At 59.3% G+C, this 22147-nt stretch carries 24 protein-coding genes and 1 other RNA gene; 9 read left to right on the top strand and 16 right to left on the bottom strand.

The window, feature by feature from the left end:
* Positions 1-3: 3 nt before the first annotated feature.
* From era to lepA, 4 genes are all read right to left on the bottom strand, one after another.
* Entirely contained in the window at positions 4-912 is a 909-nt protein-coding gene (gene era / locus C9411_RS20230; protein WP_025303944.1) for a GTPase Era, read from the bottom strand.
* The gene (rnc, locus tag C9411_RS20225; protein ID WP_004929158.1) at positions 909-1589 is read right to left on the bottom strand and encodes a ribonuclease III; all 681 of its coding nucleotides are present in this window, start codon (positions 1587-1589) and stop codon (positions 909-911) included. The genes era and rnc overlap by 4 nt, the downstream gene beginning before the upstream one ends.
* A gap of 235 nt (positions 1590-1824) precedes the next feature.
* Positions 1825-2802 (bottom strand): signal peptidase I, encoded by a 978-nt coding sequence (gene lepB, locus C9411_RS20220; RefSeq protein ID WP_063990602.1) that lies wholly within the window; start codon positions 2800-2802, stop codon positions 1825-1827.
* Between the two features lie 32 nt (positions 2803-2834).
* On the bottom strand, positions 2835-4634 hold the full coding sequence (lepA, locus tag C9411_RS20215) for a translation elongation factor 4 (RefSeq protein ID WP_060423862.1): 1800 nt from the start codon (positions 4632-4634) through the stop codon (positions 2835-2837).
* 518 nt (positions 4635-5152) lie between these two features.
* Here lepA and C9411_RS20210 point away from each other — a divergent pair.
* Positions 5153-5989 (top strand): hypothetical protein, encoded by an 837-nt coding sequence (locus tag C9411_RS20210; RefSeq protein WP_107227798.1) that lies wholly within the window; start codon positions 5153-5155, stop codon positions 5987-5989.
* Here C9411_RS20210 and rseC read toward each other — a convergent pair.
* Genes rseC through rpoE form a run of 4 tightly spaced genes read right to left on the bottom strand, consistent with a single transcriptional unit; the run spans position 5986 to position 8677 of the window.
* Positions 5986-6462: a SoxR-reducing system protein RseC gene (rseC, locus tag C9411_RS20205; RefSeq protein ID WP_004929144.1), complete on the bottom strand. Its 477-nt coding sequence runs from the start codon at positions 6460-6462 to the stop codon at positions 5986-5988. The two genes, C9411_RS20210 and rseC, sit on opposite strands and share 4 nt — an antisense overlap.
* Entirely contained in the window at positions 6462-7418 is a 957-nt protein-coding gene (gene rseB, locus C9411_RS20200) for a sigma-E factor regulatory protein RseB (RefSeq protein ID WP_107227797.1), read from the bottom strand. Before rseB ends, rseC begins: the two co-directional genes overlap by 1 nt.
* Positions 7418-8071 carry an anti-sigma-E factor RseA gene (rseA, locus tag C9411_RS20195; RefSeq protein WP_107227796.1) on the bottom strand — a complete coding sequence of 218 codons (654 nt, stop codon included), beginning with the start codon at positions 8069-8071 and terminating at the stop codon, positions 7418-7420. The genes rseB and rseA overlap by 1 nt, the downstream gene beginning before the upstream one ends.
* Positions 8072-8101: 30 nt before the next feature.
* On the bottom strand, positions 8102-8677 hold the full coding sequence (gene rpoE, locus C9411_RS20190; protein WP_004929136.1) for an RNA polymerase sigma factor RpoE: 576 nt from the start codon (positions 8675-8677) through the stop codon (positions 8102-8104).
* Positions 8678-8891: 214 nt separating this feature from the next.
* On the opposite strand from rpoE, the gene nadB reads away from it, so the two are divergent.
* A complete protein-coding gene (gene nadB / locus C9411_RS20185; RefSeq protein ID WP_199200144.1) occupies positions 8892-10493 on the top strand; it encodes an L-aspartate oxidase in 1602 nt (533 codons plus the stop codon).
* A gap of 38 nt (positions 10494-10531) precedes the next feature.
* On the opposite strand, the gene C9411_RS20180 is transcribed toward nadB, so the two are convergent.
* On the bottom strand, positions 10532-11311 hold the full coding sequence (locus tag C9411_RS20180) for a tRNA1(Val) (adenine(37)-N6)-methyltransferase (protein WP_107227794.1): 780 nt from the start codon (positions 11309-11311) through the stop codon (positions 10532-10534).
* A 99-nt stretch (positions 11312-11410) separates the two neighbouring features.
* Between C9411_RS20180 and srmB the strand changes: the two genes are divergently transcribed.
* Complete coding sequence (gene srmB / locus C9411_RS20175; RefSeq protein WP_025303951.1) at positions 11411-12733, top strand: ATP-dependent RNA helicase SrmB; 1323 nt, start codon at positions 11411-11413, stop codon at positions 12731-12733.
* Positions 12734-12785: 52 nt separating this feature from the next.
* Here srmB and C9411_RS20170 read toward each other — a convergent pair whose 3' ends face one another.
* The 3 genes from C9411_RS20170 to grcA form a co-directional block, all read right to left on the bottom strand.
* Positions 12786-13541 (bottom strand): ankyrin repeat domain-containing protein, encoded by a 756-nt coding sequence (locus tag C9411_RS20170; protein WP_107227793.1) that lies wholly within the window; start codon positions 13539-13541, stop codon positions 12786-12788.
* On the bottom strand, positions 13534-14499 hold the full coding sequence (locus C9411_RS20165) for a DUF2974 domain-containing protein (protein ID WP_107227792.1): 966 nt from the start codon (positions 14497-14499) through the stop codon (positions 13534-13536). Before C9411_RS20165 ends, C9411_RS20170 begins: the two co-directional genes overlap by 8 nt.
* A 183-nt stretch (positions 14500-14682) precedes the next feature.
* Positions 14683-15066 carry an autonomous glycyl radical cofactor GrcA gene (gene grcA / locus C9411_RS20160; RefSeq protein WP_063990610.1) on the bottom strand — a complete coding sequence of 128 codons (384 nt, stop codon included), beginning with the start codon at positions 15064-15066 and terminating at the stop codon, positions 14683-14685.
* 346 nt (positions 15067-15412) lie between these two features.
* Between grcA and ung the strand changes: the two genes are divergently transcribed.
* Positions 15413-16096 (top strand): uracil-DNA glycosylase, encoded by a 684-nt coding sequence (gene ung, locus C9411_RS20155; RefSeq protein ID WP_033635636.1) that lies wholly within the window; start codon positions 15413-15415, stop codon positions 16094-16096.
* A gap of 56 nt (positions 16097-16152) precedes the next feature.
* Here the strand turns inward: ung and grpE are convergent, their stop codons facing one another.
* Positions 16153-16737: a nucleotide exchange factor GrpE gene (gene grpE / locus C9411_RS20150; RefSeq protein WP_025303955.1), complete on the bottom strand. Its 585-nt coding sequence runs from the start codon at positions 16735-16737 to the stop codon at positions 16153-16155.
* Between the two features lie 125 nt (positions 16738-16862).
* Between grpE and nadK the strand changes: the two genes are divergently transcribed.
* From nadK to bamE, 3 genes are all read left to right on the top strand, one after another.
* A complete protein-coding gene (nadK, locus tag C9411_RS20140) occupies positions 16863-17741 on the top strand; it encodes an NAD(+) kinase (RefSeq protein ID WP_107227791.1) in 879 nt (292 codons plus the stop codon).
* 86 nt (positions 17742-17827) lie between these two features.
* Positions 17828-19489: a DNA repair protein RecN gene (gene recN / locus C9411_RS20135; RefSeq protein WP_107227790.1), complete on the top strand. Its 1662-nt coding sequence runs from the start codon at positions 17828-17830 to the stop codon at positions 19487-19489.
* A 240-nt stretch (positions 19490-19729) separates the two neighbouring features.
* Entirely contained in the window at positions 19730-20068 is a 339-nt protein-coding gene (gene bamE / locus C9411_RS20130) for an outer membrane protein assembly factor BamE (RefSeq protein ID WP_004929101.1), read from the top strand.
* A 117-nt stretch (positions 20069-20185) separates the two neighbouring features.
* Here the strand turns inward: bamE and C9411_RS20125 are convergent, their stop codons facing one another.
* Together C9411_RS20125 and C9411_RS20120 are read right to left on the bottom strand one after the other, a co-directional pair.
* Positions 20186-20470, bottom strand: coding sequence for an RnfH family protein (locus tag C9411_RS20125; protein ID WP_063990612.1), 285 nt, complete (start codon positions 20468-20470; stop codon positions 20186-20188).
* Positions 20463-20897 (bottom strand): type II toxin-antitoxin system RatA family toxin, encoded by a 435-nt coding sequence (locus C9411_RS20120; RefSeq protein WP_063990613.1) that lies wholly within the window; start codon positions 20895-20897, stop codon positions 20463-20465. Before C9411_RS20120 ends, C9411_RS20125 begins: the two co-directional genes overlap by 8 nt.
* 161 nt (positions 20898-21058) lie before the next feature.
* On the opposite strand from C9411_RS20120, the gene smpB reads away from it, so the two are divergent.
* Together smpB and ssrA are read left to right on the top strand one after the other, a co-directional pair.
* Positions 21059-21541, top strand: a complete 483-nt coding sequence (gene smpB, locus C9411_RS20115) for an SsrA-binding protein SmpB (protein ID WP_033654311.1) — start codon at positions 21059-21061, stop codon at positions 21539-21541.
* A 49-nt stretch (positions 21542-21590) separates the two neighbouring features.
* Positions 21591-21954, top strand: a transfer-messenger RNA (tmRNA) gene (ssrA, locus tag C9411_RS20110).
* Here ssrA and C9411_RS26090 read toward each other — a convergent pair.
* Positions 21933-22147: hypothetical protein (locus C9411_RS26090; RefSeq protein WP_233221935.1), on the bottom strand; the 215-nt coding region annotated here is incomplete at its 5' end. The two genes, ssrA and C9411_RS26090, sit on opposite strands and share 22 nt — an antisense overlap.

The raw sequence follows: 22147 nt of genomic DNA, 5'->3' as shown, positions 1-22147 counted from the left end.
TCGTTACTTCAGATCGTCAACATAGCCCAGACTGCGCAGCGCACGTTCGTCGTCCGCCCAACCGGATTTCACTTTCACCCACAGCTCCAGATGCACTTTGGCGTCGAACATCTTTTCCATGTCCTGCCGCGCTTCGATGCCGATGGTTTTGATCTTGGCGCCTTTGTTGCCGATGACCATTTTCTTCTGGCCTTCGCGCTCGACCAGGATCAGGCCGTGCACATCGTAGCCGCCGCGATCGTTAGCCACGAACTGTTCGATTTCTACCGTCACCGAATAGGGCAGCTCTTCGCCCAGGAAACGCATCAGCTTCTCGCGGATGATCTCGGACGCCATAAAACGCTGGGAGCGATCGGTGATGTAGTCTTCCGGGAAGTGGTGTTCCGCTTCCGGCAGCAGCTTGCGCACGATGCCGGCGATGGTGTCGACGTTCATCCCTTTCTCGGCGGAGATAGGCACCACGTCGAGGAAATTCATCTGCTGGCTGAGGAACGCGATGTGCGGCAACAGCTTGGATTTGTCGGTGACGTTATCGACCTTGTTGATCGCCAGCAATACCGGGCAGCGCAGGCTGCGCAGCTTGTTGACCACCATTTCGTCGTCGGCGGTCCAGTTGGTGCCTTCGACCACGAAGATCACCAGTTCGACGTCGCCGATCGAGCTGCTGGCCGCGCGGTTCATCAAGCGGTTGATGGCGCGTTTTTCTTCGATGTGCAGCCCTGGGGTGTCGACGTAGATCGCCTGATAGGCGCCATCGGTGTCGATGCCCATGATACGGTGACGGGTCGTCTGCGGCTTACGCGACGTAATGGAAACCTTCTGCCCCAGCAGTTGGTTCAGCAACGTCGATTTGCCCACGTTCGGGCGGCCGACAATGGCGATAAACCCACAGTGTTGTTTTACTTCGCTCATTCAAGCTCCAGCTTTTTCAGCGCTTGTTCCGCTGCCGCCTGCTCGGCTTTACGGCGGCTCGAGCCGGTGCCCACTACGGGCTCGCTCAAACCACTCACCTGGCAGTGGATGGTAAACTCCTGGTCGTGCGCTTCTCCGCGAACCTGCACCACCAAATAAGAAGGCAACGGCAGATGACGCCCCTGCAAAAACTCCTGCAAACGGGTTTTCGGGTCTTTCTGCTTATCACCGGGGCTGATTTCGTCCAACCGGCTGCGATACCAGTCCAAAATCAGACGCTCGACGGTCTGGATGTCGCTGTCCAGGAACACGCCGCCGATCAATGCCTCCACCGTATCCGCCAGGATTGACTCGCGGCGGAACCCACCACTTTTCAATTCGCCCGGCCCAAGCCGCAGACATTCGCCCAGATCAAACTCGCGCGCCATCTCCGCCAACGTATTGCCGCGCACCAGCGTGGCGCGCATGCGGCTCATGTCGCCCTCGTCTACGCGAGGAAAGCGGTGATAGAGCGCATTGGCGATGACAAAGCTCAGAATCGAGTCACCCAGAAACTCAAGACGTTCATTGTGTTTACTGCTGGCACTGCGGTGAGTCAAAGCCTGCAGTAAAAGCTCCTGCTGTTGAAAAGTGTAGCCCAGCTTCCGCTGCAGCCTGTTTATTACGATGGGGTTCATGAGTTACCAATAGATCAAGAATGCGTCAAAAACTTGCAGCATACGGAACAGGCCTGCTTCGCCGAAAGCCGATCCAAAGCTGTTTCGTTTGCAGTGGCTCCCAGCAGGGGCCAACTTTTTATCGCTCGAGAAAGTATTCTACAACGAGTGGAAACATAATGCTGTGTTTATATCCCCTTAATCTTTCACGCCGCAGTAGGCTGCGGCGTGAAATTAACAGGGAATCAGTCAGCGATTAATGAATACCGCCGATCCGGCTGAAACGCACGCCGGTAGGCCACTCACCTTCCTGCTTTTCAAAGCTCATCCAGATGGCCGTGGCTTTACCCACCAGATTCTTCTCCGGCACAAAGCCCCAGTAACGGCTGTCCGCACTGTTGTCGCGGTTGTCGCCCATCATGAAGTAATGCCCAGCCGGCACCACCCACTCCGCCAGCGGTTTGCCCGGCTGTTGGTAGTAAGCGCCCACCCGATCCTGCGCGTCCGGCACGGTCAGGATGCGATGCGTGACGTTGCCGAGGCTTTCCTGGCGCTCACGCATGCGAATGCCGCCGGGCGGCACGTTATCGCTCAGCGGGATTTGGTAGAAGCCGTTGCTGGCCTCGCCCATGCCGCTGCGGCTGAACAACTGCACGAAGTCGCTCGGCTGCGCGTCGGCGTAAGTCACGGCCAGTGCGGTATCGCAGGACTGACCGCTGTTGCAGGACGGCTGCACCGTAACGCGCTTATTCACCGGATCGTAAGTAATACGGTCGCCCGGCAGGCCAATCACGCGCTTGATATAATCCAGTTTCGGATCCAGCGGATATTTAAATACCGCAATATCGCCGCGCTTCGGATGACCGGTTTCAATGAGCGTGGTCTGGGTAATCGGATCTTTAATGCCGTAGGCATATTTCTCCACCAGAATGAAATCGCCAATCAACAGCGTCGGCATCATTGAGCCGGACGGGATCTGGAACGGTTCATAAATAAACGAACGCACCACAAAGACCAGCAACAGCACCGGGAACACCGATGCGCCAGTCTCTACCCAACCAGGCTGCTTCGCCACTTTCGCCAGCGTTTTATCGTCTACGGCGCCCGCGGTCTGCTCGTTGACCGCCGCGATCTTCGCGCGGCGGGCCGGCGCCCATTTAAAGCGCTCGAAGCACCAGATGATCCCGGTGACCAGGGTGGCCAACGCCAGGATCAGGGCAAACATATTCGCCATGCAAACTCCCTCGTTTCGCGAACTCGTCGCGGTTACTTGCCGTCTTTACCGACGTGCAGAATGGCCAGGAACGCTTCCTGCGGCAGCTCGACGTTGCCGACCTGCTTCATGCGTTTCTTACCGTCTTTCTGTTTCTGCAGCAGCTTTTTCTTACGGCTGACGTCACCGCCGTAGCATTTCGCCAGCACGTTTTTACGCAACTGCTTCACGGTGGAACGCGCGATGATGTGCGTGCCGATCGCCGCCTGAATCGCGATGTCGAACTGCTGACGCGGGATCAGCTCTTTCATCTTCTCCACCAATTCACGGCCTCGGTACTGCGAGTTGTCGCGGTGGGTGATCAGCGCCAGCGCATCCACGCGCTCGTTGTTGATCAGTACGTCCACGCGCACCATGTCGGAGGCCTGGAAGCGCTTGAAGTTGTAATCCAGCGACGCATAACCGCGCGACGTGGACTTCAGACGGTCGAAGAAGTCGAGCACCACTTCCGCCATCGGGATTTCATAGGTCAACGCCACCTGGTTGCCGTGGTAAACCATGTTGGTCTGCACGCCGCGCTTCTCAACGCACAGGGTGATGACGTTACCCAGGTATTCCTGCGGCATCAGCATGTGACATTCGGCGATCGGCTCGCGCAGTTCCTGGATGTTGTTCAACGGCGGTAGCTTGGACGGGCTGTCGACGTAGATCACTTCTTTGCCGGTGGTTTCCACTTCGTAGACTACCGTCGGCGCAGTGGTGATCAGATCCAGATCGTATTCACGCTCCAGACGCTCCTGAATGATCTCCATGTGCAGCAGGCCGAGGAAGCCGCAGCGGAAACCAAAGCCCAACGCGGTGGAGCTTTCCGGCTCGTAGAACAGGGAGGCGTCGTTGAGGCTCAGTTTGCCCAGCGCATCGCGGAAGGATTCATAGTCGTCGGAGCTGATCGGGAACAGACCGGCGTACACCTGCGGCTTCACTTTCTTGAAGCCCGGCAGCGCTTTATCCGCAGGCTGACGCGCCTGGGTCAGGGTATCGCCCACCGGCGCGCCGAGGATGTCTTTGATCGCACAGACCAACCAGCCCACTTCGCCGCAGTTCAGCACGTCGCGATCGACCTGCTTCGGCGTGAAGATGCCCAAACGATCGGCGTTGTATACCTGGCCGGTGCTCATGACCTTGATCTTGTCGCCCTTGCGCAGCGTCCCGTTCTTGACGCGCACCAGAGACACGACGCCCAGGTAGTTATCGAACCAGGAGTCGATGATCAGCGCCTGCAGCGGCGCATCCGGATCGCCCTGCGGCGGCGGGATGTCGCGCACCAGGCGCTCCAGCACCTCGGGCACGCCGACGCCGGTTTTGGCCGAGCAGCGCACCGCATCGGTAGCGTCGATGCCGACGATGTCTTCGATTTCCTGCGCGGCGCGATCCGGATCGGCGGCCGGCAGGTCAATCTTGTTCAGTACCGGCACCACTTCCAGATCCATTTCGATCGCGGTGTAGCAGTTGGCCAGCGTCTGGGCTTCTACGCCCTGACCGGCATCCACCACCAGCAGCGCGCCTTCGCAGGCCGCCAGCGAGCGGGAAACTTCATAGGAGAAGTCAACGTGGCCGGGGGTGTCGATAAAGTTGAGCTGATAGGTCTGCCCATCCAGCGCTTTATAATCCAGCGTCACGCTCTGCGCTTTGATGGTGATGCCGCGCTCGCGCTCCAGATCCATGGAATCGAGCACCTGCGCGGCCATTTCACGGTCGGACAAGCCACCGCAGATTTGGATAATGCGGTCAGACAGCGTCGACTTACCGTGGTCAATATGGGCAATAATGGAGAAATTTCGTATATGCTTCATTATAAAAGTTTTTCTGCCTTGGTATTTCTGAATTACTCGCCTATAGAAACCCGCATGGACCTAAAGCGACAGTGAATGGGTGAGGCCGTCTTGCACCTGAATCGCTGCATTCTACATGCCACACCACTGAAAACCTAGCGATCGGTGCAGTGAAGGCATTCTATTATGCGCCGCTAAATGTTACAGGGCACCCCGGCGGGTGAAAACAGATGTTAACACGGGAGATACGGCCTGAACCCAAGGCTTGCAGGCGCTCCGTGGCCATGAAACTCCGGCGCTAATACATAACCGACCGCCGCGCAATAAACCCCTTCTGAAATTATAGAAAAAGAATATTTGGATCAATCTCTTAGAATTCAATTTTGCCTCACTCCCTTTAGGAAAAACCCCATATACGCCACCACCGCCCCTCGGATAGAAAGGGCATGAACTCCGCGACAAAACATTATTCCGGGCACTACATCGGCAGCCCACCGGGGTTCGGCAGCATATCTGCGTACGTTGATTGGAAGGTGCATATGATCGATAAAGGGCAAATGCTGAGCCGGCACGATTTTTCAAAGGTCAACTGGGGCATTCTGGCGGCGGCGGCGCTGCTGTTTAGCGTGGGGGCGGCGCTGTTGGTTCTGCCGCTGCTGAGCAGCATTGACGAGAGCGAGGTCATCACGCTGTTGCAGGCCGGCGCGGGCACGGTTTTACTCGGCTGTACGCTGCTGGCGCTACGGCATTATCTGCGTCCGACGCTGACCTATCGCCTGTACGAGCACGGCGTGCGAGTCTTTGACGGCCACCATCACAAAGAGCGCTTCATCCCGTTTGAGAAGATCGGCGACATCTATCGCTTTCGCGGCGGCAAGGCTTTTGGCGGGCTGTTTGACGTCACGGCATTCCGCGCCGGCGCGGATCAGCCCTGGTGCACGGTTTTCAGCAATATAGCCCATTCGTGGCGGCTGGCGGACGTGATCGTCGACCAACAGCTGCAGCAGCGCGGGCCGCTGGCGTTGAATGCGCTCTATCAAGGGGAGACGGTGTCGTTTCACACCGTTGAGGGCGACGCGCGCTGGCTATGGCAGCTGCTGCTGGGCAAGCGGCAAGGCACACCGACCGAAACGCTGCGGCTGAGCGCCACCTTGCTGACCACGGAACGGGGAAACGTGCCGATCGAGCAGATCCGCGCGTTGGAAAACCATCCGCAACGCGGCATCCGTTTGCTCGACGGCCAGGGAAATGTACTGTTCGCGATTAACTACGATTCGCTGCTCAGCGCCGATCTGTTCATCGCGCTGCTGGAGCATATGATCCACAACCGCATCCCCGCCTATCACAACCCGGCGATGACGCGGCCGTCGGTTTAAATCAGCGGGGAGTTTTCCGCCTGCATGCGCATCGCGGTAGGCGGCAACCCAATCTGCAGCACCACCGGCTGGTAATCGGCCTGCTCGCCCAGGCGCCGGGCCAACCGGCGCGCCAGCATAAAGGCCGCCCCGCCGCCCAGTACGGCACCGACTGCCGCCGAGGCGTCGCTGCCGAAACAATATTGCAGCAACGTGCCGCCCAGCATCATGCCCAGCAGTGGCGTCAGGTAAACCAACATGGCGGAGCGCAGCAGGCTGCCTTCCGCAATGCCGACTTCAACGCGCTGCCCCGGTTCGAGCGGCTGATCGATATGCACCTGCAGCTGATGCTCGGTTTCCGGCACCAGCTCGTTCAGCGCACGCGCGCCGCAACCGGAGCGCGCAGTGCAGCTGCCGCAGCCGGCCTTGGGTTCACAGCGCAGCAGCGCTACGCCCTGTTGCCACGAAACCACCGTGGCCCACTCTTTCATCATTACGGCGATACCTTGAAAGAAATGCTGTCGGCGATGCGCTTGGCCGTAGCCGGCGGCAATTCGCCCACGATAGTGATTTCGTTGCCCGCTCGCACTTCGGTCTGAATGGTGCGGCGCCCCTGACGATAATACTGCTGCCCGGCTCCGCTGCCCGCCGGGCTGACGTTGACCGAGAAGCTGAACAGGCCGTCACTGTAGAGCCGGGATTCAACCGGCACGGCGACGTTCGGCAATTTGCGGCGATTGCGCGCCACCTCGTCCACCCCGGCCGGCAACCAGCCGGTGCTCCAGCTGAGCTGGACGTTTTCTACCGCCGGCAGCGACAGCAGCGGCGGCAGGTTGGCTTTGAGCAGCCCCTGCATCGCGCCCTGCACGTCGGCGCCGACCGCGAAGGAGATCACCCGATATTGCTCCAGCGTTTCGCCGTCGCGATCGAGCAGATCCACCCGCAGCGGCAGCTTGGTGTCCTCGTCCATCCAGACGATGTAGCTGTAGCGGGAACCGTCGCGCGCCACCACGCGCAGCACTTCACACGGCCGATCGGCGATGCGGGTGCTGCCCACGGAGATAAAGTCGTAGTACTTGGCCAGGCGGGTGAAATCGGCATAGACGATCGCCGGCAGCGCATCGACGATGTGATCGCCGGTGAGCGTGAACGGCTCCAGGCCAGGTTCGAAGTAGCTGATCCCGCCGCCGCGCTGCAACACTTCGCGGCGCGGGCCGTCCATATGCAACAGCTGGCCGAGCAGCACGTTGCCGATCACCGCATGGCGATAGCGCAACGACTCGATTCCCTGCTTGCTGATGCTGATGTAGGCGAGCTCGTAATTGAGAGAACGGCTGGCGCTGCTCATCTGTTGCAATAACGCCCCGGACGCAGTTGGCTGCGCCGGGGCGATGCTGGAATAGAGCAGGCTGCCCGTCAATAAACAAACGGAGAACCAGATTTGCTTCATTACTGCTGTTGCGTTCCTAAAGACTGAGTTCCGGGAACCTGAATGGCAGCCTGTTGTGGGTTGCCTTGCTCAAGCTGCAGCTGATCCGAATGCAGGCGACGTTGCAGTTCATAGTCCTGCAGCATGGCGTTGATACGCTTGCGCTGTTCCTGCACCTGCTGCTGTTGGCCGCTGCCGGTAGAGAAACTGTCGGCAGGCACGCCCAGGCTGACCGGCGAGGCCTGGCCCATGATCGGCAGCGTGGTGAAGGCCGGCGATTCGGACGCGTTCGATGGCATAGCAGGCTGGTTATAGTGCTGTACGCCGACGATCACCGCCAGAGACACGCAGGCAGCCATACCGATTTGCGTAATCTGGCTCGCCCAAGGACGCACTTTGTCCCAGAACGGCATTTTCTGCCAGGTGTGAGGCTGCGGCTGAGATTCCTGAACGGCGGAAGGCACCAGCCGGGCGGGTTCTTTCTCAAGTGCAGCGGCTACGCGATCGGCGATGTCGAGATGCATCACTTGCCCGACATCACCTCGCAGTGTGTCACGTATCAGGTGATAGCTCTGCCAGCTTTGTTGAAGCGTTCGATCTTGCGACAGAGAACTCAACAGCTCGCTGTCGAACGATTCACCATCCATCAGAGCGGAAAGCTTTTCTTTCTGCATGCCTAAGTACCCTTCCTGTGCCCGCCATTGCTAACGCTGGATCAGCGGTTGAACTTTATTATCGATAGCTTCCCGGGCGCGGAAAATACGCGAACGTACGGTTCCGACCGGGCAATCCATGATGGCGGCTATCTCTTCGTAGCTTAGACCATCCAACTCCCGCAGGGTAATCGCCATGCGAAGATCCTCAGGGAGAGACTCAATGGTACGGAAAACTATCTGTCTCAACTCTTCTGACAACATTAAGTTCTCAGGGTTCGAAATTTCTTTCAGTGCGCCCGCACTTTCGTAATTTTCCGCATCGTTGGCGTCCACATCACTGGATGGCGGACGGCGCCCCTGAGCAACCAGATAATTCTTTGCCGTGTTCACGGCGATTCGATACAACCAGGTATAAAAAGCGCTGTCGCCACGGAACGATTCCAGTGCGCGATAGGCCTTGATAAACGACTCCTGCACCACATCGGGCACATCGCCCTGCGGCACATAGCGGGAAACGAGACTCGCCACCTTATGCTGATAGCGCACTACCAGTAGGTTAAACGATTTCTGATCGCCCTTTTGGACCCGCTCGACCAGAACTTGATCCGTTAACTGCTCGCTCATCCGAGGTAAACTCTCCCCAAATCCGTCTCCACGCGTAAAATTGTACTGCCAGCCATACATTATTTTCCTGAGCAAGCACTCGCTTGGAGTTCATATAGAACACGAAGTTCCATATCGCCATTGTTTTTTCTGTTGATGTCGCCCTATCCGTGGCTTTTGCCCGGACAGTTAGGCTAACATGAAATTCACTCTTCTTCTGCACACATCATACGTTATGCAACCATCATCTGAACATGTTAGCGATGTACTGATCGTCGGCAGCGGCGCTGCGGGCCTGTCACTGGCGCTGCGCCTGGCGCAGCATTGCAAGGTTACCGTTCTCAGCAAGGGGCCGCTCAGCGAGGGCGCCACCTTTTACGCCCAGGGCGGGATCGCCGCGGTGTTCGATGAGACGGACAGCATTGCCTCACACGTTGATGACACTTTGATTGCCGGCGCCGGCCTGTGCGACAAAGAGGCCGTTGAATTCATCGCCGGCAACGCGCGCCACTGCGTGCAGTGGCTGATCGATCAGGGCGTGCTGTTCGACACCGAGGTCAACGCGCAGGGCGAGGAGCATTACCACCTCACGCGCGAAGGCGGCCACAGCCATCGCCGCATCCTGCACGCCGCGGACGCTACCGGTAAGGAAGTAGAGACCACGCTGGTGGGGAAAGCAAGCGCTCACCCCAATATTTGCGTGATGGAGCGCCGCAACGCGGTTGACCTTATTACCTCGAACAAAATCGGCCTGCCGGGCACCCGCCGAGTGGTGGGCGCTTACGTCTGGAACCGCGAGCTGGAGCGGGTGGAAACCTATCGCGCCAAAACGGTGGTGCTGGCGACCGGCGGCGCGGCCAAGGTATACCAATACACCACCAACCCGGACATCTCCTCCGGCGACGGCATCGCCATGGCCTGGCGCGCCGGCTGCCGGGTCGCCAACCTGGAGTTCAACCAGTTCCACCCGACCTGCCTGTTCCATCTGCAGGCGCGCAACTTCCTGCTGACCGAAGCGCTGCGCGGTGAAGGGGCATACCTGAAACGCCCGGACGGCAGCCGCTTTATGCCCGATTTTGACCCGCGCGGCGAATTGGCTCCGCGCGATATCGTTGCCCGCGCCATCGACCATGAAATGAAGCGCCTGGGCGCCGACTGCATGTACCTGGACATCAGCCACAAGCCGGCGGAGTTCATTACCCAGCACTTCCCGATGATCCACGAGAAGCTGCTGACGCTGGGCTTCGATCTGACCCGGCAGCCGATCCCCATCGTCCCGGCGGCGCACTACACCTGCGGCGGCGTGATGGTCGATCAGCACGGCCGGACCGATCTCGACGGGCTGTACGCCATCGGCGAGGTCAGCTATACCGGCCTGCACGGCGCCAACCGCATGGCGTCGAATTCGCTGCTGGAGTGCCTGGTGTACGGTTGGTCAGCGGCGGAAGACATTCTGCAGCGCCTGCCGTTCATTCAGCAGGCCAAACAGGTGCCGCACTGGGATGAAAGCCGGGTGGACGATGCGGACGAACGGGTGGTGATCCAGCACAACTGGCACGAGCTGCGGCTGTTCATGTGGGATTACGTCGGCATCGTGCGCACCACCAAGCGGTTGGAACGCGCCCTGCGCCGCATCAACACCCTGCAGGTGGAAATCGACGAGTACTACGCTCACTTCCGCATCTCCAACAACCTGCTGGAGCTGCGCAATCTGGTGCAGGTGGCCGAGCTTATCGTGCGCAGCGCCATGGCGCGTAAAGAGAGCCGCGGCCTGCATTACACGCTGGACTATCCGGATCTGCTGCCGGAAGCGCTGCCGACCATTTTGCAGCCTTAAACTCTGCGACAGGGCGCCTAATCGGCGCCCTTTTCTTTTCAGTAGAACAGGTAGAAGTCGGTGATCAACCGGCGGAAATCGGCGGTGTAGCTGCCATCAGCCTGTTTGATCACCAACGCCTGCTCCTGCAGAGGCATTTCCCGCCGCGTCAGCGCCAGCAGCACCCGGTGCAGCGGCGTATCGGCCCGATCGCTGACGTTCACTTTCACCGCCGTGTGCCAGCCGCTTTGCTGTGCCAGACGTTCGAATTCGGCGCCGATGTCGTGCGGCAGCACCACGCAGAACGTCCCCTGCGCCGCCAGCAGCTGTGCCGCACAGGCCAACAGCGCATCGTGTGTCAGGGTTTCGGTATAACGCGCGTTGTGGCGCGCCTGGTCGCGGCAAGCCACCGCCGGCTCGAAATAAGGCGGATTACTGACGATCAGATCATACTCAGCGGCATGCCGCTGCGCATAATGGTGAATATCCTGCGCATGCACGCGGATCCGCTGCGGCCACGGCGATTCCGCCGCGTTTTCGCGCGCCTGGCCGGCGGCGGCTTCATCCAGCTCCACCGCGTCAATGGTCACTTCGTCGCCGCTGCGCTGCGCCAGCATCAGCGCGATCAGCCCGCTGCCGCTGCCGATGTCCAGCACCCGACGCGCCTGCCCCAGCGGCGCCCAGGCGCCGAGCAGCACCCCGTCGGTGCCCACTTTCATGGCACAACGATCGTGGGCGACAAAGAATTGTTTAAAGGTAAAACCCCCGCGGCGCGGGGTAAAATCGGCTTTCGATCGCTTGCTCACACTCACCACCTGGCTATAAAACTGGCGTAGCATAAGGCAATCTGATCGGCGGGAAAAGAGCGGCTTTCCGCTTAAATAGGTGAAGATCGCGGCCAACCCGTCTATAATCGGCGCCCCAAGTAGAGGTAGACCATGACAGCAACCACTTTTTCCGAACTCGAACTCGATGACCGCCTGATCGACGCGCTGCGCGACAAAGGCTACGATCGCCCCACCGCCATTCAGGCCGCTGCGATCCCGCCGGCGATGGACGGGCGCGACGTCTTAGGTTCGGCTCCGACCGGCACCGGCAAAACCGCCGCCTTCCTGCTGCCCGTGTTGCAGCACCTGCTGGACTTTCCACGCAAAAAATCCGGCCCGCCGCGCGTACTGATCCTGACGCCAACGCGTGAACTGGCGATGCAGGTCGCCGATCAGGCGCGTGAATTGGCTGCTCATACCTCGCTGGATATCGCCACCATCACCGGCGGCGTCGCTTACATGAACCACGCGGAAGTGTTCAGCGAAAACCAGGACGTGGTGGTCGCCACCACCGGCCGTTTGCTGCAATACATTAAAGAAGAGAACTTCGACTGCCGCGCGGTGGAAACCCTGATCCTCGACGAAGCCGACCGCATGCTCGATATGGGCTTCGCGCAGGACATCGAAACCATCTCCGCCGAAACCCGCTGGCGCAACCAGACGCTGCTGTTCTCCGCCACGCTGGAAGGCGAAGCGATCCGCGAATTCGCCGAGCGCATCCTGAAAGAACCGGTGGAAGTGGAAGCCGATCCGTCGCGCCGCGAACGCAAAAAAATCCTGCAGTGGTATTACCGCGCCGATGACGTGCAGCACAAAACCGCGCTGCTGATCCACCTGCTGCAACAACCGGACGTGCAGAAATCGGTGATCTTCGTGCGCAAACGCGAGCGCGTGCACGAGCTGGCCACCTGGCTGCGCGAAGCGGGCATCAACACCTGCTATCTCGAAGGCGAAATGGTGCAGGCCAAACGCAACGAAGCGGTCAAACGCATGATGGATGGCCGGGTTAACGTGCTGGTCGCCACCGACGTTGCCGCACGCGGTCTGGATATCCTCGATATCACCCACGTGTTCAACTTCGACATGCCGCGCACGGCGGATACTTACCTGCACCGCATTGGCCGTACCGGCCGCGCCGGGCGCAAAGGCACCGCCATTTCGCTGGTGGAAGCGCACGACCATCTGCTGCTGGGCAAAGTGGGCCGTTACCTGAACGAGCCGCTGAAAGCGCGCGTGATCGACGAACTGCGGCCGAAAACCAAGGTGCCGAACGAGAAGAGCAACGGCAAGCCATCGAAGAAAGTACTGGCCAAACGCGCGGAAGATAAAGCGAAGAACAAAGAAAAGGCCAAGGTGAAAGTGCGCCACCGCGACGCCAAAAACGTCGGCAAACGCCGTCAGGCGAAGGCCAAACCGGCCGGCGACGCGGAATAACCCCCGCTGCCTAAGAAAAAACCGCCTTTACAGGCGGTTTTTTTATGGGCGTTTACGGCTGCCCGTAGTGCGTGGCCAGGCGGTGCCCCTGCAGCCATTTATCCAGTTCGCGGAACTGCGCCTTCAGCTCGTCATTCTGCAAATGCGCCGGCGTTTGCGAGAAATAAAACTGGAACGCGACGCCCTGCTGGTTGCGCGCCCGGGCATCGGCCCCGGCCTGCAACAGCAGCAGCGCCAGGTGCGGCGCGTTGATCTTCGCCGCCAGATGCAGCGGGGTATCCCCCAGCCGATCGCTCAAGGTGGTGTCCGCCCCGGCCGCCAGCAACAGCCGCAGTTGCTCCTCACGCCCGGCCAGCACCGCCGCCGCAAGCGGCGTGGCGCCGGTAACGGCATTGCGCACGTTCACCTGCGCCCCTTTGGCCAGCAACAACCGCAGGTACTGCGCGTCTTGCAGCATCGCCGCGGTGTGCAGCGCGCTGTTGCCGTCCAGCCCCGCCGCCGCCGGGTCGGCGCCGAGATCCAGCAACGCCTGCACGCTATCCGGCTGCTGCGAAAGCACCGCCCACTGCAACAGCGTGACCTGCCGTTCGCCCCGCTCGCGCAAGCGATCCTGCGTGGCCTGCGCATGGATACCCTGCGTATCGCCGCGCGCCACCGCCTGAGCCAGCGCCAGATTGCTGTGGCCGTCAAACGGCGAAATCTCCTGCCCCATCTGTTGCCCCTTAGCCATCATCAGTAAACCGGTCACTGCGACCAGCGCCAGTAAGGCTATCGCCAGCGCCCGCCGCAAGCGACGCCCTTCAGGCATTGGCCTTCGCCTCCCACGGCTTTTGTTCCGCCATCGAACTTATCACCTTGTCGATACCGTGCGCCGTCAGGCTGCGATCCAGATGCTTGCTCGGCCGCCAGTCATCGATGCCGGTCAGGGTATCGTTGTTGGCCAGGGTGATGTTGTGGCCAATGGCGTCCGGGATCAGCGAAGTCGATTCCTGGGTGCTGGTCAGCATGTCATATTGCTCGCTGTAGCGGCGAATGCCGCCGGCTTCGGCATCTTTCTTCGCCGCCGCCGGATCGATACCCAGGCGATTCAGGGTGTAATCCGACACTCCGGCCGCGTTGAAGGTGACCGCGACGGTGCCGGTCGCCAGCGCGGCGGTGGCCGCCAGACCACCGCCGAGCGAATGGCCGGCGATCACCAGCGCATCGCCGAAGGCCGCCTTGGCGCTTTTGGCAGCGGCAACCGCCTGATTGTACTGCACATCGTCATAGCCCGTCGCCTGCCGCACGTTGCTCAGCCAGTCGCGCCAGTCGTTGGTGCCGGCGAACGCCAACACATACTGCTTGTCGTTGCTGTAAATCCCGGCCTGGAAACCGCTGCCCGCGTCGTGCAGGCTGGCGGGATCGATGCCGAAACCGAGCAGCGCGCTGTCGCTCAGGCGGTTGAACCCGGCGGTGCCTTGACCGTTCAGTGAATAAACGTCCTTGGCCAACAGCGCCAACGCATAATCCCCCTCCTGCGATTGCTGCCCCCGGGTCACGCCCGGAGCTGCCGCCGCCGCCGTCGGCGCCGCCGCGGAGATATCGCCGACCAGCGTATTCAACAGAGCCTGCGCATTGAGCGTGTTCTGAGAGGGAGAGGCCACCGGCGCCGGATTTGCCGGCGCTGCCGCGGGCTGCGCCGCCGTCGCCGTCTCGGCAGCGGCGCGAGGCGTAGGGATCGCGGCCACCGGGGATACTGCAGAGGTAAAACTTAAAGGCATACTCATGCCGACTCCTTGTCGATAGACTTTTTATTGAGCACCTGAATAGGTGCTGATTTAGCTATCGGCAGGTCGGATGAGTTCTGTATCAGGAATGCTTATCTTTGTGCAGAATGTGATCCGCGTTCGGTTTTCGGCCGCCAAACGCCAGAAAGGGAGCCGAAGCTCCCTGATTGACTGCGCCGCAAATTACAGGCTTTCGGTAAAGGTGCGGGCGATAACGTCGCGCTGCTGTTCCGGCGTCAGGGAGTTGAAGCGCACCGCATAGCCGGACACGCGGATGGTCAGCTGCGGGTATTTTTCCGGGTGCTTGACCGCGTCTTCCAGGGTTTCGCGACGCAGCACGTTGACGTTCAGGTGCTGACCGCCTTCCACGCGCACGGTCGGCTGCAGTTCCAGCGGCACTTCACGGTATTCGATCTGACCCAGGTCGCTGACTGCGACAACCTGATCTTCCGCGTAGTTGGCCTTGGCGCACACGCAGCGAGCTTCCGCTTTTTCATCGTCCAGCAGCCAGAAAGAATTCACCAGCGCCTGGTCGTTCGCTTTGGTAATTTGAATACCGGTAATCATTATGTTGCCTCCGTACAAGGGCGTAAAAATTCACGTCGTGAGAAAACCCAATTCTGGTTTCGGCCATTTGGTAAAACCATTGTTGTCTTGTTGTTCTGTATACCAGCCTGACCGGGCCAGTTCCTTGATTAAAGTCAATTTTTACCGGGTGAGCACAGGGCGTGAAGGGGCAAATTTATGTTTTATATCAATTTTCCCACTGCGGCAAAAACCAATTATTTTTGTAAATTTTCAAAAATAATTGCATAAGGCTCGGCGGCGAGAAATGAAAAGCGGGTTTCGCTGCGCGTGCCGAAACGGTAAGCTATAGCCCATGAATTGCTAAAGAAAACAAAGGAGAGCGTTTATGGCCACCTCCCTCACCTGGCATGACGTGATCGGCAAAGAGAAAGAGCAGCCCTATTTTGTTGAAACGCTCGCCTTTGTTGCCGCTGAACGCCAGGCCGGTAAGACCATTTATCCACCGCAGAAGGACGTGTTCAACGCTTTCCGCTATACCGAGCTGGCGGACGTCAAGGTCGTCATCCTCGGCCAGGATCCGTATCACGGCCCCAATCAGGCGCACGGCCTCTCTTTCTCGGTGCGCCCCGGCGTGCCGGCGCCGCCGTCGCTGGTAAACATGTATAAAGAGTTGGCGACCGACATTCCCGGCTTCGAACGCCCGGATCACGGCTACCTGCAAAGCTGGGCCGAACAGGGGGTGCTGCTGCTCAACACCGTGCTGACGGTGGAAGGCGGCCGCGCGCACTCGCACGCCAACCTGGGCTGGGAAACCTTTACCGACAAAGTGATCGCCGCCCTGAACGAGAACCGTGAAGGCGTGGTGTTCCTGCTGTGGGGCTCGCACGCGCAGAAGAAAGGCAACTTTATCGACCGCAACCGCCACCATGTGCTGAAGGCGCCGCACCCGTCGCCGCTCTCCGCCCACCGCGGTTTCCTCGGCTGCCGTCACTTCTCGCAGGCCAATCAGCTGCTGGAGCAGCAAGGGCTCACGCCGATCGATTGGATGCCGCGCCTGCCGCAGGCGTAGTACAGAGACAAAAAAGGCACCCTCGGGTGCCTTTCTTTATGCCGTTGCCGGGGCGATTACGCCTTGGCTTTGGAGACTGCAACCATCGCCGGACGCAGCAGGCGGCCGTTCAGCGTATAGCCTTTCTGCATCACCATCATCACGTGATTCGGTTGGTGATCGGCGGATTCCATCATGCTCATCGCCTGATGCACTTCCGGGTTGAACGGCACGTTGACGTCGCCGACGATTTCGATGCCGTACTTGCGCACCACGTCCAGCAGCGATTTCAGCGTCAGCTCGATGCCTTCGATCATTGCGGCCAGTTCCGGATTGTTTTTATCCGCCAGATCCAGCGCGCGCTCCAGGTTGTCGATCACCGGCAGCAGATCGCCGGAGAATTTCTCCAGGGCGAACTTGTGCGCTTTCTCGACGTCCAGTTCAGCGCGGCGGCGGATGTTTTCCGCTTCCGCTTTGGCGCGCAGCAGGCTGTCGCGCTCGTGCTGCTGAGCTTCCGCCAGTTGGGCTTCCAGTTCGGCGATACGCGCATCGCGCAGATCGACGCCTTCCGCCGCTTCCGGCAGCGTATCATCGTGATGAGCGTGTTGTTCCATTTCTTCCGAGACTTGCTCGTTTGGCGTCTTCTGTTCTTTACTACTCATGAATATCTCCGCGTTTTAGCATTAATCTCGCAACTTGGCTTATTATGGGGATCAAAACTGGGGTTTCAAGTCAACCGGTCACAATGTGGGGCATAAACGGGTCCCGGTGAGGAAAATCACAACAAATGAATAAAAAATTCGCCTGTATTGGCATTGTTGGCCACCCGCGTCACCCTTCAGCGCTGGCAACCCACGAGATGCTGTTCCACTGGCTGGTCGCCCGCGGCTATTCGGTGATGGTCGAACGCCAGATCGCCCATGATTTGGGGCTGAAAGACGCCGTGACCGGCGGCCTGGCGGATATCGGCCAGCGCGCCGATCTGGCGGTGGTGGTCGGCGGCGACGGCAACATGCTCGGCGCCGCGCGCGTGCTGGCGCGTTACGACATCAAGGTGATCGGGGTCAACCGCGGCAACCTCGGCTTCCTCACCGATCTCGATCCCGACAACGCCCTGCAGCAGTTGGCGGACGTGTTGGAAGGCGAGTATATCGACGAACAGCGTTTCCTGCTGGAAACCATCGTGCATAAAGAGCACCAGCAGTGCCGCATCAGCACCGCCATCAACGAAGTGGTGCTGCACCCCGGCAAAGTGGCGCACATGATCGAATTCGAGGTGTACATCGACGATCGCTTCGCCTTCTCGCAGCGCTCCGATGGCCTGATCATCGCCACGCCGACCGGCTCCACCGCCTACTCGCTCTCCGCCGGCGGGCCGATCCTCACCCCGTCGCTGGAGGCGATCGCGCTGGTGCCGATGTTCCCGCACACCCTCTCCGCCCGGCCGCTGGTGATCAACGGCGACAGCACCATCCGTCTGAAGTTTTCGCAGATCGGCAGCGATCTGGAGATCAGTTGCGACAGCCAGATCGCGCTGCCGATCCAGGAAGGCGAAGAAGTGCTGATCCGCCGCAGCGATTTCCACCTGAATCTGATTCACCCGAAGGACTACAGCTATTTCAACACGTTAAGCACCAAGCTGGGCTGGTCGAAAAAATTGTTCTAAAATCTTCGCCGGCCACTTTACTGTATATAAAACCAGTTTATACTGTATGAAACTACAGTTATGTGTTTATACACAGGAAGGTTCCCATGCTGGCGCAATTAACCATCAGCAACTTTGCTATCGTTCGTGAGTTGGAAATCGATTTTCAACCGGGTATGACGGCGATCACCGGTGAAACCGGCGCCGGCAAATCCATCGCCATCGATGCGCTGGGGCTGTGCCTCGGCAACCGCGCCGACGGCAACGTGGTGCGCCAGGGAGCCGCCCGCGCCGACATCTGCGCCCGCTTCTCGCTGGCGGACACCCCGTCTGCGCGCGAGTGGCTGGAACAGAACCAGCTGGACGACAGCAACGAATGCCTGCTGCGCCGGGTGATCAACGCCGACGGCCGTTCGCGCGGCTTTATCAACGGCACAGCCGTGCCGCTGTCGCAGCTGCGCGAGCTGGGGCAACGCCTGATCCAAATCCACGGCCAACACGCCCATCAGCTGCTGCTCAAACCGGAGCACCAAAAAGCGCTGCTCGACGCCTACGCCGACGAACCCGCCCTGCTGGCGGCGATGGGCCAGGCCTACCAACGCTGGCACCAGAGCTGCCGCGAGCTGGCGCACCATCAGCAGCAGTCCATCGAGCGCGAAGCGCGCAAGCAGCTGCTGCAATACCAATTGAAAGAGCTGAACGAATTCGCGCCGCAGGCTGGCGAGTTCGAGCAGACCGACGCCGAGTACAAGCGCCTGGCCAACAGCGGCCAGCTGCTGACCCTCAGCCAGCAGACGCTGCAGCTGCTGGCCGACAGCGACGAGAACAACATGCTCAGCCAGCTCTACAGCGCCAAGCACCTGCTGCTCGAGCTGGCCGGGCTGGACGATAAGCTCAGCGGCCTGCTGGACATGCTGGAAGAGGCTTCTATCCAGATCAGCGAAGCCAGCGACGAGCTGCGCCACTACGCCGATCGCATGGATCTCGATCCCAATCGTCTGCACGAGCTGGAACAGCGCCTGTCGCGCCAAATCAGCCTGGCGCGCAAACACCAGGTTGCACCGGAAGAGCTGCCGCAGCTGCATCAGCAGTTGCTGGATGAACAACAGCTGCTTTCGCAGCAGGAAAGCGACCATGAGCACCTGAACGAGGCGGTCACCCTACATCACCACCAGGCGCTGGCGCTGGCGGAGCAGCTGCATCAGAAACGCCTACATTACGCCGCCGAGCTGACCACGCTCATCACCGACAGCATGCAGGCGCTCTCCATGCCGCACGGCAAGTTCAACATCGATGTGCGTTTCGAGCCGCAGCATCTGAGCGCCGAAGGGGCCAGCCGCACCGAGTTCTGCGTCTCCACCAACCCGGGGCAACCGCTGCAGCCGCTGGCGAAGGTCGCCTCCGGCGGTGAGCTGTCGCGCATCGCGCTGGCCATTCAGGTGATCACCGCCCGCAAGATGGAAACCCCGGCGCTGATCTTCGATGAGGTGGACGTGGGCATCAGCGGCCCGACCGCCGCCATCGTCGGCCGCCTGCTGCGCCAGCTCGGCGAATCCACCCAGGTGATGTGCGTGACTCACCTGCCGCAGGTGGCCGGATGCGGGCATCAGCACCTGTTCGTCAGCAAGCAGACCGACGGCACGGTCACCGAAACCCAGATGGCGCCGCTGGATAAACGCGCCCGGCTGCAGGAGCTGGCGCGCCTGCTCGGCGGCAGCGAAGTCACCCGCAATACGCTGGCGAACGCCAAAGAACTGCTGGCGGCATAAAAAAGCTCAACTTTTTCACTTTCCTGCGGTCTGACAGTGACGCTGTTGACCCGAAAGATATCTAAAGTGCGGCGCGGCGGCGATTCGAAGCCTCCTCAACGGCCTGAAACAGGCCAAGCGCTTGAGGTGCTGAAAGAAAGCCAACGCGTCGCAACTTGAAAGATGAAGGGTATAAAGGTTTCCAACTGCCGCAAGGTCTATTATCATCGGCATCCTATGCCCTAAAGGAATGTGATTACTATGCGCTGTAAAACGCTGACTGCCGCCGCTGTAGTTCTTGTGATGCTGACTGCAGGCTGTTCTACTTTTGAAAAGGTGGTTTATCGTCCTGACATCAATCAGGGGAACTACCTGACGTCGACCGACGTGGCGAAAATTCAGAAAGGGATGACCCAGCAACAGGTCGCTTACACATTGGGCACCCCAATGCTGCAAGACCCGTTCGGGACTCAGACGTGGTTCTATGTGTTCCGTCAGCAGCCTGGCCATGAAGACATCACCCAGCAGACGCTGACGCTGACCTTCGACAGCGCAGGCGTGTTGACCGATATCCAAAACAAACCGGCGCTGACCAAGTAATCGGCGCCGCCCGCTCTTTCGGCCCATGAGGGGGCATGATGTTCCTCATGACAGTCGCAGGCTGCAACGCGGAAGAGAAAATCCGTTTCAGATAAAAAATAAGGCGCTATAAGCGCCTTATTTTTTTGCCTTTTCTGCCCGTTGCCGGCGCAACTCTTTCGGATCGGCGAGCAAGGGCCGGTAGATCTCCACCCGGTCGCCGTCGCTCAGCGTATCGCCCAGCTTGGCCGGGCGGCTATAGATGCCGATTTTGTTGCTTTTGAGATCGATATCCTGGCGCAGCTCCAGCAGGCCCGAAGCCGCAATCGCCTGCTCAACGCTGCTGCCCTCGGCCAGCTTCACCTTGCGCAGGTACTGGCGCTCCGGCAAGGCGTACACCACCTCGACCTGGATGTCAGACACTGTAGACCTCTTTCGCCCGCTGGGTGAATGCCTGCACCATGTTGCCCGCCAGCTCTTTGAACACCTTGCCGAACGCCAGCTCAATCAGTTTATTGGTGAACTCGAAGTCCAGGTGCAGCTCCACCTTGCAGGCCTCTTCGCTCAGCGGCGTGAATTGCCAGCCGCCCATCAGCTTGCGGAACGGGCCATCGACCAGTTGCATATTGATGCTCTGGTTATCCAACAGCGTATTGCGCGTGGTAAAAGTTTTGCTGATACCGGCCTTGGCGACGTCCACCGCGGCGGTCATTTCATTGTTGGTAGCATTAAGCACCCGGCTGCCGGTGCAGCCTGGCAGAAAATCGGGATAAGAATGAACATCGTTAACCAACTGATACATCTGCTCGGCGCTGAACGGCACTAACGCAGACCGACTGATCTGGGGCATATCATTTCCTGTGAGACATAAAACGTACAGATAATACCATTTATCTGGCGGCAAACAAAAAATCTGCTAAGGGCTGAGGGCGCCAAAAATGCGAAAAATTGCGCAGGTGCTGAACGGGAAAGGATTTCTTTCGCTGAAGCATCCAGTATAATGAACGCACTATGACAAAGAAAAAAGCACACAAACCCGGTTCCGCCACCATTGCTCAAAACAAGCGCGCGCGTTTCGAATACTTCATTGAAGAAGAGTTCGAGGCGGGCCTGTCGCTGCAAGGGTGGGAAGTTAAATCGCTGCGTGCAGGCAAAGCCAACCTCAGCGACAGCTACGTGACGTTCCGTGACGGTGAAGCCTATCTGTTTGGCGCCACCATCACCCCGCTCAACGTGGCTTCGTCGCATGTGGTGTGCGATCCGACGCGTACCCGTAAACTGCTGCTGAAACGACGCGAGCTGGATACCCTGCTCGGCCGCGTCAACCGCGATGGCTACACCGTGGTGGCCTTGTCCCTGTATTGGAAAAATGCCTGGAGCAAGATCAAGATCGGCGTAGCCAAAGGCAAGAAAGAGCACGACAAACGCGATGACATCAAAGATCGCGAATGGCAGACGGCGAAAGCCCGTATCATGAAGCACGCCAATCGTTAAGCCGCTGGCTTATCGAAGTAAACTTCTGGTATACTGCACAAAGTTACTTGGGGCTGATTCTGGATTCGACGGGATTTGCGAAGCCCTAGGAGCATGCCGAGGGGCGGTTGGCCTCGTAAAAAGCCGCAAAAAAATAGTCGCAAACGACGAAAACTACGCTTTAGCAGCTTAATACCCTGCTTAGAGCCCTCTCTCCCTAGCCTCCGCTCTTAGGACGGGGATCAAGAGAGGTCAAACCCAAAAGAGATCGCGTGGACGTCCTGCCTGGGGCTGAAGCGTTAAACTCAATCAGGCTAGTCTGTCAGTAGCGTGTCCATCCGCAGCTGGCCGGCGAATGTAAAGATTGGACTAAGCATGTAGTGCCGACGGTGTAGTAATTTCGGACGGGGGTTCAAATCCCCCCAGCTCCACCAAATACGTCGCCAGTGAACCAGATAGACCCGGCGATAATAGCGAAAAAGCCCACAACTTCGGTTGCGGGCTTTTTTGTTTTTGTATTTGTCCGAGAATACCTAATTAAATCCGGAGAAAGAGTGTCCGCTCGAACCAGTGTGGGATGGGGCCAATGATTAAGAGTATGATGAGCAGCCTGCCTAATCGGCCCCC

The sequence above is a fragment of the Serratia sp. Nf2 genome, from assembly GCF_003028435.1.
GTDB classification, from domain to species: Bacteria; Pseudomonadota; Gammaproteobacteria; order Enterobacterales; family Enterobacteriaceae; genus Serratia; species Serratia marcescens_L.
This window is presented reverse-complemented; position numbering and strand designations above follow the sequence as displayed.

Excerpts from the sequence above, each read along its gene's own strand:
- recN (WP_107227790.1), top strand. The coding sequence starts at position 17,828 with ATGCTGGCGCAATTAACCATCAGCAACTTTGCTATCGTTCGTGAGTTG.
- rnc (WP_004929158.1), bottom strand. The coding sequence starts at position 1,589 with ATGAACCCCATCGTAATAAACAGGCTGCAGCGGAAGCTGGGCTACACT.
- rseA (WP_107227796.1), bottom strand. The coding sequence starts at position 8,071 with ATGCAGAAAGAAAAGCTTTCCGCTCTGATGGATGGTGAATCGTTCGAC.
- rpoE (WP_004929136.1), bottom strand. The coding sequence starts at position 8,677 with ATGAGCGAGCAGTTAACGGATCAAGTTCTGGTCGAGCGGGTCCAAAAG.
- grcA (WP_063990610.1), bottom strand. The coding sequence starts at position 15,066 with ATGATTACCGGTATTCAAATTACCAAAGCGAACGACCAGGCGCTGGTG.
- lepA (WP_060423862.1), bottom strand. The coding sequence starts at position 4,634 with ATGAAGCATATACGAAATTTCTCCATTATTGCCCATATTGACCACGGT.
- C9411_RS20120 (WP_063990613.1), bottom strand. The coding sequence starts at position 20,897 with ATGCCCCAGATCAGTCGGTCTGCGTTAGTGCCGTTCAGCGCCGAGCAG.
- rseB (WP_107227797.1), bottom strand. The coding sequence starts at position 7,418 with ATGAAGCAAATCTGGTTCTCCGTTTGTTTATTGACGGGCAGCCTGCTC.
- rseC (WP_004929144.1), bottom strand. The coding sequence starts at position 6,462 with ATGATGAAAGAGTGGGCCACGGTGGTTTCGTGGCAACAGGGCGTAGCG.
- nadB (WP_199200144.1), top strand. The coding sequence starts at position 8,892 with ATGCAACCATCATCTGAACATGTTAGCGATGTACTGATCGTCGGCAGC.
- lepB (WP_063990602.1), bottom strand. The coding sequence starts at position 2,802 with ATGGCGAATATGTTTGCCCTGATCCTGGCGTTGGCCACCCTGGTCACC.
- C9411_RS20210 (WP_107227798.1), top strand. The coding sequence starts at position 5,153 with ATGATCGATAAAGGGCAAATGCTGAGCCGGCACGATTTTTCAAAGGTC.
- C9411_RS20165 (WP_107227792.1), bottom strand. The coding sequence starts at position 14,499 with ATGAGTATGCCTTTAAGTTTTACCTCTGCAGTATCCCCGGTGGCCGCG.
- era (WP_025303944.1), bottom strand. The coding sequence starts at position 912 with ATGAGCGAAGTAAAACAACACTGTGGGTTTATCGCCATTGTCGGCCGC.
- C9411_RS20170 (WP_107227793.1), bottom strand. The coding sequence starts at position 13,541 with ATGCCTGAAGGGCGTCGCTTGCGGCGGGCGCTGGCGATAGCCTTACTG.
- grpE (WP_025303955.1), bottom strand. The coding sequence starts at position 16,737 with ATGAGTAGTAAAGAACAGAAGACGCCAAACGAGCAAGTCTCGGAAGAA.
- ung (WP_033635636.1), top strand. The coding sequence starts at position 15,413 with ATGGCCACCTCCCTCACCTGGCATGACGTGATCGGCAAAGAGAAAGAG.
- srmB (WP_025303951.1), top strand. The coding sequence starts at position 11,411 with ATGACAGCAACCACTTTTTCCGAACTCGAACTCGATGACCGCCTGATC.
- smpB (WP_033654311.1), top strand. The coding sequence starts at position 21,059 with ATGACAAAGAAAAAAGCACACAAACCCGGTTCCGCCACCATTGCTCAA.
- nadK (WP_107227791.1), top strand. The coding sequence starts at position 16,863 with ATGAATAAAAAATTCGCCTGTATTGGCATTGTTGGCCACCCGCGTCAC.
- bamE (WP_004929101.1), top strand. The coding sequence starts at position 19,730 with ATGCGCTGTAAAACGCTGACTGCCGCCGCTGTAGTTCTTGTGATGCTG.
- C9411_RS20180 (WP_107227794.1), bottom strand. The coding sequence starts at position 11,311 with ATGCTACGCCAGTTTTATAGCCAGGTGGTGAGTGTGAGCAAGCGATCG.